Annotated in this window: 7 protein-coding genes; 2 read left to right on the top strand and 5 right to left on the bottom strand. The window is 72.4% G+C overall.

Annotated elements, in window-relative coordinates:
* Nucleotides 1-146 precede the first annotated feature (146 nt).
* The gene (gene gnd / locus E1300_RS44495; protein WP_131763308.1) at nt 147-1,571 is read right to left on the bottom strand and encodes an NADP-dependent phosphogluconate dehydrogenase; all 1,425 of its coding nucleotides are present in this window, start codon (nt 1,569-1,571) and stop codon (nt 147-149) included.
* Nucleotides 1,572-1,715: 144 nt separating this feature from the next.
* On the opposite strand from gnd, the gene E1300_RS44490 reads away from it, so the two are divergent.
* A complete protein-coding gene (locus E1300_RS44490; RefSeq protein WP_131763309.1) occupies nt 1,716-2,465 on the top strand; it encodes a beta-phosphoglucomutase family hydrolase in 750 nt (249 codons plus the stop codon).
* Nucleotides 2,462-4,855, top strand: coding sequence for a glycoside hydrolase family 65 protein (locus E1300_RS44485; RefSeq protein WP_131763307.1), 2,394 nt, complete (start codon nt 2,462-2,464; stop codon nt 4,853-4,855). The genes E1300_RS44490 and E1300_RS44485 overlap by 4 nt, the downstream gene beginning before the upstream one ends.
* A 13-nt stretch (nt 4,856-4,868) precedes the next feature.
* Here E1300_RS44485 and soxR read toward each other — a convergent pair whose 3' ends face one another.
* The 4 genes from soxR to E1300_RS44465 all read right to left on the bottom strand — a co-directional run bounded on the left by soxR (nt 4,869) and on the right by E1300_RS44465 (nt 8,825).
* Nucleotides 4,869-5,420 carry a redox-sensitive transcriptional activator SoxR gene (gene soxR, locus E1300_RS44480; protein WP_131763306.1) on the bottom strand — a complete coding sequence of 184 codons (552 nt, stop codon included), beginning with the start codon at nt 5,418-5,420 and terminating at the stop codon, nt 4,869-4,871.
* Between the two features lie 84 nt (nt 5,421-5,504).
* Nucleotides 5,505-6,089: an HdeD family acid-resistance protein gene (locus E1300_RS44475; protein WP_131763305.1), complete on the bottom strand. Its 585-nt coding sequence runs from the start codon at nt 6,087-6,089 to the stop codon at nt 5,505-5,507.
* 186 nt (nt 6,090-6,275) lie between these two features.
* On the bottom strand, nt 6,276-8,093 hold the full coding sequence (locus tag E1300_RS44470) for a phosphoenolpyruvate carboxykinase (GTP) (protein WP_131763304.1): 1,818 nt from the start codon (nt 8,091-8,093) through the stop codon (nt 6,276-6,278).
* Between the two features lie 177 nt (nt 8,094-8,270).
* Nucleotides 8,271-8,825 (bottom strand): TOBE domain-containing protein, encoded by a 555-nt coding sequence (locus tag E1300_RS44465; protein ID WP_306440702.1) that lies wholly within the window; start codon nt 8,823-8,825, stop codon nt 8,271-8,273.
* Between the last annotated feature and the right edge of the window lie 75 nt (nt 8,826-8,900).

Genomic DNA, 8,900 nt, shown 5'->3' with positions numbered 1-8,900 from the left:
GGCGTCCCGCGGGCCGGTCGGGCGGGCGTCCCGCGGGCCGGTCGGGCGGGCGTCCCGCGGGCCGGTCGGGTGGGCGTTCTGCGGGCCGGTCGGGTGGGCGTCGTGCGGGCGTCCGGTGCGTATGCGCGCCGGACGCCCGCGGGCGGTCAGGCCTCGACCTCGGTGCGGTCGCCGCCCCACAGGGTGTGGAACGAGCCGTCGCGGTCGACGCGGCGGTAGGTGTGGGCGCCGAAGAAGTCGCGCTGGCCCTGGGTGAGCGCGGCCGGCAGGCGGTCGGCGCGCAGCGAGTCGTAGTAGGCCAGGGCGGTGGAGAAGCCGGGCGCGGGGATGCCGAGCCGGGCGGCGGTGGCGACGACCTCGCGCCAGGCGTCCTGGGCGTCGCCGAGCGCCTCGGCGAAGTGGTCGTCGGTGAGCAGCGTCGGCGTCGCCGGGTCGGCCTCGTAGGCGGCGCGGATCCGGTCGAGGAAGCGGGCGCGGATGATGCAGCCGCCGCGCCAGATCGTCGCCATCGCGCCGGCGTCGACGTTCCAGCCGTACTCGGCGCTGCCCGCCTGGATCTCGTGGAAGCCCTGCGCGTACGCGACGATCTTCGAGGCGTAGAGGGCCTTCTCGACGGCGTCGGCGAAGCCCTCGCCCGCGCCGCCGGTGCGGGACGGGCCCGGCAGGTTCCGGGCGGCGCGGCGGAGGTCGGCGTGCCCGGAGACCGAGCGGGCGAACACCGCCTCGGCGATCCCGGAGACGGGGACGCCGAGGTCGAGCGCGATCTGGACCGTCCAGCGGCCGGTGCCCTTCTGTTCGGCCTGGTCGAGGACGACGTCGGCGAACGGCTTGCCGGTGGCGGCGTCCACGTGCGCGAGGACCTCGGCGGTGATCTCGATGAGGTAGGACTCCAGCCGGCCGGTGTTCCAGGTCCGGAAGACGTCGGCGATCTCGGCGGGGCCGAGGCCGGAGCCGTGCCGCAGCAGGTCGTAGGCCTCGGCGATGAGCTGCATGTCGGCGTACTCGATGCCGTTGTGCACCATCTTGACGAAGTGCCCGGCGCCGTCGGGGCCGACGTGGGTGCAGCAGGGGGTCCCGTCGACCTTGGCGGCGATGTCCTCCAGCAGCGGGCCGAGGGCCTCGTAGGACTCGGCGGAGCCGCCCGGCATGATGCTCGGGCCGTGCAGCGCGCCCTCCTCGCCGCCGGAGATGCCGGTGCCGACGAAGTGGATCCCGCGCTCGCGGAGCGCGGCCTCGCGGCGGCGGGTGTCGGCGAAGTGCGCGTTCCCGCCGTCCACGATCATGTCGCCGGGCTCCAGCAGCGGCGCGAACTCGTCGATGACGGCGTCGGTGGGCGCGCCCGCCTTCACCATGATCACCAGGCGGCGGGGGCGTTCGAGGGACGCGACGAAGTCCTCCGGCGTCTCGGCGGGCAGGAACGTGCCCTCGTGCCCGAACTCGTCCACCAGGGCCTTGGTCTTGCTCGGCGTGCGGTTGTGCACGGCGACCGAATGGCCGTGCCGGGCGAAGTTGCGGGCCAGGTTCCGGCCCATCACCGCGAGCCCGGTGACGCCGATGCGCGCCTTGTCCATTGGTGTTCTCCTTGTCGTGTGCGACCCTGGCCAAGGGGTTGTACGGGGACCGTCGATGCCCCGTTCGAGCGCAACCGGTCCGCGCATGTCTCTGTTCCGCGCGGGAACGGGGTTCCTCGATACTGACACTTCCAGGGGGTGCGAATGCTGGGACTGCCCGACGAGACGCAGGCGTGTCTCTTCGATCTCGACGGCGTGCTGACGCGGACCGCCGCGGTGCACGCGGCGGCGTGGAAGGAGATGTTCGACGGGTTCCTCCGCGAGCGGGCGGAGCGGACGGGCGAGGAGTTCGTCCCGTTCGACCCGGTGAAGGACTACGGCACGTACGTGGACGGGAAGAAGCGCGAGGACGGCACGCGGTCGTTCCTGGAGTCGCGCGGCGTCCACCTGCCGGAGGGCTCGCCGGACGATCCGCCGGAGAAGGAGACGATCCGCGGGCTCGGCAACCGCAAGAACGCGCTCGTCCTCAAGCTCATCGAGGAGAAGGGCGTGGAGGTGTTCGAGGGCTCGATCGACTACGTCCGCGAGGTCCGCAAGGCGGGCCTGAAGACGGCCGTCGTGTCGTCGAGCGCCAACACCGTCCAGGTGCTGGAGACCGTCGGCATCACCGACCTGTTCGACGCGCGCGTCGACGGCGTCGTCGCGGCGGAGCGGAACCTGCCCGGCAAGCCCGCACCCGACATGTTCCTCGCCGGAGCGGAGGCCGTCGGGGTCCCGGCGCCGCGCGCGGTCGTGTTCGAGGACGCGCTGGCGGGCGTCGAGGCGGGCCGCGCCGGAGGCTTCGGCTTCGTCGTGGGCGTGAACCGGGTGGACGCCGAGCACGCGGCGGCCCTGGCCGACCACGGGGCCACCGTGGTCGTCGGCGACCTGTCGGAACTCCTGGAGGGCAAGTGAGCGAGGCGCAGACGGCCGCGGACCGTCCCGTCTACCTGGTCGACCCGTGGTGCGTGCGGGAGCCCGAGCTGCGGCTCGACCGGCTGGCGCAGAGCGAGTCCGTGTTCGCGCTGTCCAACGGGCACCTCGGCATGCGCGGCAACCTGGACGAGGGCGAACCGCACGGGCTGCCCGGCACCTACCTCAACTCCTTCTACGAGCAGCGGCCGCTGCCGCAGGCCGAGGTCGCCTACGGCTACCCGGAGTCCGGCCAGACCGTGATCAACGTCACCAACGGCAAGGTGATCCGGCTGCTGGTGGACGACGAGCCCTTCGACGTCCGGTACGGCCGCGTCCAGGCCCACGAGCGGGTCCTCGACATGCAGGCGGGCACGCTGACCCGGCACGTCGAGTGGACCTCGCCGTCCGACCGGACGGTCAAGATCACCTCCGTCCGGCTGGTGTCGCTGACCCAGCGGGCCATCGCGGCGATCTGCTACGAGGTCGAGCCGGTCGACCACGCCGTCCGGGTGGTCGCGCAGTCGGAGCTGGTCGCCAACGAGGCCATGCCGAACGGCACCAAGGACCCGCGCGCCTCCGCGATCCTCGACCACCCGCTGGTCTCCGAGGAGCACGTCGCCAACGGCACCAAGGTGCTGCTGCTGCACCGCACCCGGCAGAGCGGGCTGCGGATGGCGGCGGGCATGTCGCACGAGATCGAGGGCCCCGAGTCGATGGCGATCGACACCGAGAGCTCCGAGGACGTCGGGCGGCTCACGGTCGCGACGCGGCTGGAGCCGGGCCAGAAGCTGCGCATCGTCAAGTTCCTGGCGTACGGCTGGTCGAGCAAGCGGTCCCGCCCGGCGCTGCACGACCAGGTGGTCGGGGCGCTCGCGGGCGCGCGGCAGACGGGCTGGGACGGCCTGCTGAAGGAGCAGCGCGAGTACCTCGACGACTTCTGGTGCGGCGCCGACGTGGAGGTCGACGGCGACGCCGAGATCCAGCAGGCCGTCCGGTTCGGGCTGTTCCACGTCCTCCAGGCGGGCGCGCGCGCCGAGCGCCGCATGATCCCCGCCAAGGGCCTCACCGGGCCCGGGTACGACGGGCACACCTTCTGGGACACCGAGACGTTCGTCCTGCCCGTCCTGACCTACACCTCCCCCGGCGCCGCCGCGGACGCCCTCGCGTGGCGGCACATGACGCTCCCCCTCGCCGTCGAGCGCGCCAACCAGCTCGGCCTGGACGGCGCCACGTTCCCCTGGCGGACGATCCGCGGCCACGAGTGCTCGGGCTACTGGCCCGCCGGGACCGCCGCGTTCCACATCAACGCCGACATCGCGGACGCCGTGATCCGGTACGTGGACGCCACCCAGGACGAGCAGTTCGAGCGCGAGGTCGGCCTGGAGATCCTGGTGGAGACGGCCCGCCTGTGGCGGAGCCTCGGCCACCACGACGTCGGCGGCGTGTTCCGCATCGACGGCGTCACCGGGCCCGACGAGTACAGCGCCATCGTCGACAACAACGTCTACACGAACCTGATGGCGCGCCGTAACCTCCAGGCGGCGGCCGAGACGGCCATGCGCCACCCCGACGTCGCCGACCGGCTCGGGGTGAACGCCGAGGAGGCCGCGTCGTGGCGGGACGCCGCCGCCGCCATGGTGATCCCCTACGACGAGCGGCTGGGCGTCCACCCGCAGAGCGAGAACTTCACCAACCACGCCCGCTGGGACTTCGCAGCCACCAAACCCGACCAGTACCCGCTGCTGCTGAACTTCCCCTACTTCGACCTGTACCGGAAGCAGGTCGTCAAGCAGGCGGACCTCGTCCTCGCCCTGCACCTGTGCGGGGAGGCGTTCACGGAGGAGCAGAAGATCCGCGACTTCGACTACTACGAGGCGCTGACCGTCCGGGACTCGTCGCTGTCGGCGCAGACGCAGGCGGTCGTTGCGGCGGAGGTCGGGCAGCTCGAACTCGCCCACGACTACCTCGGCGAGACCGCGCTGATGGACCTGCACGACCTCAACCGCAACACCCGCGACGGGCTGCACATCGCGTCCATGGCGGGCGCGTGGAGCGGGCTCGTCGCCGGGTTCGGTGGGATGCGCGCGGACGGCGGGCGGCTGCGGTTCGCGCCGCGCCTGCCCGGCGGCATCAGCCGGCTGGCGTTCCGGATGCGCTACCGGGGCAACCGGCTGAAGGTCAGCGTGACCGCCGACACGGCCACCTACGAGCTGCTGGAAGGGCCCGGCCTCAAGCTGTGGCACCACAACGAGGAGGTCACGCTCGCGGACGAGCCCGCCGAGCTGCCGATCGAGCCGATCCAGCAGCGCCCGGCGCCGGCCCAGCCCGCGGGCCGGGAGCCGGCGCCGCGCCGCATCGACCCGCACGGCCGCGTCCCCCGGCGCGGCTGACCTCCGGTCCGGCTCAGTCGGCGGGGACGCAGGACGGGGCGCACGGGTCTTCCAGGTCCCGCGTCCCCGCGTCCGGCTCGGACGTGCGGCCGGGCCGTGCCGCGGGCCCGTTCTGGACGAGGAGGCGGCGCGGTCCCGGGCCCTCGTCGCCGAGCCGGTCGTAGGGGTTCGCGAGGGCGCAGTTCCTGATCGACAGGCAGCCGCAGCCGATGCACTCGGTGAGGTCGTCGCGGAGGCGTTCGAGCTGGGCGATGCGGGCGTCGAGGTCGCCGCGCCACGCCTCGGAGAGCCGCGCCCAGTCCTCCGCGGTGGGCGTGCGCTCCTCGGGCAGCGTGGCCAGGGCCTCCCGGATCTCGCTCAGCGGGATCCCGACCCGCTGGGCGACCTTGATGAACGAGACCCTGCGCAGCGTGTCGCGGCTGAAGCGCCGCTGGTTGCCCGCCGTGCGGCGGCTGCTGATCAGGCCCTTGGCCTCGTAGAAGTGCAGGGCGGAGACGGCCACGCCGCTCCGCTCGGCGAGCTGGCCGACGGTCAGTTCGTGCACCCGGTGCTCTAGCCGCGTCATGCCCCGGATCCTACGCGACCTCAACCGAAGTCGAGGTTTCTACCCGGGAACCGGCCGGTGGCGGGCCGGCCGGTGGCGGGCCGGTCAGTACGCGGCGGGGCGGGCGCCGCCGACGCCCCGGCCTTCCCGCTCCGCCTCCCGGCCGAGCCTGCGCAGCCGGAACGCGGCACCGAGCAGCGCCGCGCCGAACAGGATCGCGAAAAACCCGATCAGCCAGGCGACGGCGACCGCGCCCGAGGCGGGCCAGGCGAACAGCAGGACGCCGAACAGCACCGAGACGGCGCCGGTGAGCGCGTACGCCCATTCGCCCTGGAGCTCCCGGCGCAGCGCGACGGCCGCGATGATCTCGAAGACACCGGTGACGACGGCCCAGGCGGCGATCAGCATCAGCAGGACGAACGCGGTGATACCGGGCCAGGCCAGGGCGACGACGCCGAGCACGACACCGGCGGCGCCGGCCAGCAGCAGCATGCCGCGCGGCCCGCCCCGCGCGCCGCGGACCCCCTCCGCCAGCGCGATCACCCCGTCCACCAGGGCGTAGAGGCCGAACAGGATGACGAGCGCGAGCACCGTGATGTGCGGCCACACCCACGCGGCGATGCCGAACAGGACCGCAAACGCCCCGCGCACCGCGAGAACCCACCAGTGGCGGGTCATCAAGTCGAACATGGCTCCTCCCACACCCGGGGGGACCGCTTCATGCCTCTGACCTCCCCGGGGATACCCGGGGACCGGCCGGCTACACGGCGGCCCCGGGGCCGGGCAGCGGCGCGCCCGCCCGCCGTGACCTCGGCGGACGGGCGCGGAGCAGGCCCGGACGGGCGGCTGCCTCAACGGCCGCCTTGGGGCGCGTGCTTACGACTCCAGGCGGCGCACCAGGTCGTGGTACTCGTCCCACAGCGCCTTCGGCAGGTGGTCGCCGAAGGTCTCGAAGTGCTCGGGGACCAGGGCGGCCTCCTGCTTCCAGACCTCGGTGTCCACCGTCAGGAGCGTGTCGAGGTCGGCGTCGTCGATGTCCAGGCCGTCGGTGTCCAGGGCCTCCTTGGTCGGCAGGTGGCCGATCGGGGACTTGACCGCGTCCGCCTGGCCGTTGAGGCGCTCGACGATCCACTTGAGGACGCGGCTGTTCTCGCCGAAGCCGGGCCAGATGAACTTGCCGTCGGCGTTCTTGCGGAACCAGTTGACGTAGTAGATCCGCGGGAGCTTCTCGGCGTCGGTGGCCTTGCCGATCTCCAGCCAGTGGCCGAAGTAGTCGCCCATGTTGTAGCCGCAGAACGGGAGCATGGCGAACGGGTCGCGGCGCAGCTCGCCGACCTTGCCCTCGGCGGCGGCGGTCTTCTCCGACGCCACGTTCGCGCCGAGGAAGACGCCCTGCTGCCAGTCGAAGGACTCGGTGACCAGCGGGACGGCGGACGCGCGGCGGCCGCCGAACAGGATCGCCGAGATCGGGACGCCCTTCGGGTCCTCCCACTCGTCGGCGATGATCGGGCACTGCCCGGCCGGGGTCGTGAAGCGGGCGTTCGGGTGGGCGGCCGGGGTGTCGGACTCCGGCGTCCAGTCGTTGCCCTTCCAGTCGGTGAGGTGGGCGGGCGGCTCCTCGGTGAGGCCCTCCCACCAGACGTCGCCGTCGTCGGTGAGCGCGACGTTCGTGAAGATGCTGTTGCCCCAGAGGGTCTTCACCGCGTTGGCGTTGGTGGCCTCGCCGGTGCCGGGCGCCACGCCGAAGAACCCGGCCTCGGGGTTGATCGCGTAGAGGCGGCCGTCCTCGCCGAAGCGCATCCAGGCGATGTCGTCGCCGACGGTCTCGACCTTCCAGCCCGGGATGGTCGGCTCCAGCATGGCGAGGTTGGTCTTGCCGCAGGCGGACGGGAACGCGGCGGCGACGTAGCGGGTCTCGCCCTCCGGCGGCGTGAGCTTCAGGATGAGCATGTGCTCGGCCATCCAGCCCTCGTCGCGGGCCATGGTCGAGGCGATCCGCAGCGCGTAGCACTTCTTGCCCAGCAGCGCGTTGCCGCCGTACCCGGACCCGTAGGACCAGATCTCCCGGGTCTCGGGGAAGTGCGAGATGTACTTGGTGGAGCTGCACGGCCAGGGCACGTCGGCCTGGCCCGGCTCCAGCGGGGCGCCCACGGAGTGGACGGCCTTGACGAACGAGCCGCGCTCCTCGATGAGCCGCAGCGCGCCGGCGCCCATCCGCGTCATGATCTTCATCGAGACCACGACGTAGGGCGAGTCGGTGATCTCCACGCCGAGCTGGGAGATGTTCCCGCCGAGCGGGCCCATGCAGAACGGCACCACGTACATGGTGCGGCCCCTCATACAGCCCTTGAAGAGCTCGCCGAACGTCTCGCGCATCTCGGCGGGCGCGATCCAGTTGTTGGTGGGCCCGGCGTCCTCCTCCTTCTCGGAGCAGATGAACGTCCGGTCCTCCACGCGGGCGACGTCGCTCGGGTCGGAGGCGGCGTAGAAGCTGTTGGGCCTTTTGGCCGGGTCGAGTCGCTTGAAGGTGCCCTGCTCGACGAGGAGGCCGGTCAGGCGCTCCCACTCTTCGTCCGAGCCGTCGCACCACTCGACGCGGTCGGGACTGGTCAGCTCGGCGATCCCGCGTACCCAGTCAATCAGTTCGGTGTGACCGGTTGGGGCCTGGTCGAGGCCGGGGACCTGGTTGGACACGGGCAACTCCTTCAGCTGTTCGCAGGATGTTCGCATCATGAACAAGAGCCGACGTTTTTGCCATTTGGTCTGGACCAATCCGGTGCCCTATTGGGCCTTCCCGATGCCTTTTGTGATTGATATCACTGGCTTACGGGCGCCAAGGGCGGCGTGCCGCCGCCCGCGGCCTGGACCCGATCAAGCTGGGTAAACGTGGGTATCGGTGGCCTTCACGGCCGCCCATATCGTGCTGCCCTCCGACAATTGGAGCTCCGCGACCGCGGCGGGAGTGACGTCCGCGACGGCCGGGAAAGGCGGAGCGGAGAGCTGGACCCGGACGCGGTCGCCGTGGCGTTCCACGGCGGCCACGCGGGCGCGCCAGAGGTTGCGCGGGCTCCCGTCCGGGCGGCGGCGGTACAGCGCGACCGAGGCTGGCGCGAAGGCTAGGAAGACCTCACCTTCGAGTAAGTCGACAGTGTCGAGGGTCGCGGAGCCGTCCGCGAGGGCCACGGTGCCGCCCCGCGCCCGCCCCCGGTAGAGGTTCAGGCCGACCAGGCGCGCCACGTAGTCGGTCCGGGGGCGCCGCGCCACCTCGGCGGGCGTCCCCTCCTGGACGAGCCGCCCGCCCTCCACGACGACGATGCGGTCGGCGAGCACCATGGCGTCCAGCGGATCGTGGGTGACGAGCACCGCCGCGCCCTCGAAGCCCGCGAGGTGGCGGCGCAGCGCCGCCCGGATGGCCGACAAGATCAACGCCCGGAACCTGGTGAAGGAGGCGGGCGTCCCCGTCGCGCCCGGCACGTGGGAGCCCGTCCCGGACGCGGACAC

Origin of the sequence: Actinomadura fibrosa, from assembly GCF_900659615.1 — a bacterium.
GTDB classification, from domain to species: domain Bacteria; phylum Actinomycetota; class Actinomycetes; order Streptosporangiales; family Streptosporangiaceae; genus Spirillospora; species Spirillospora fibrosa.
Note: the sequence above shows the minus strand (reverse complement) of the source record. Positions and strands in the feature narration are given on the sequence as shown.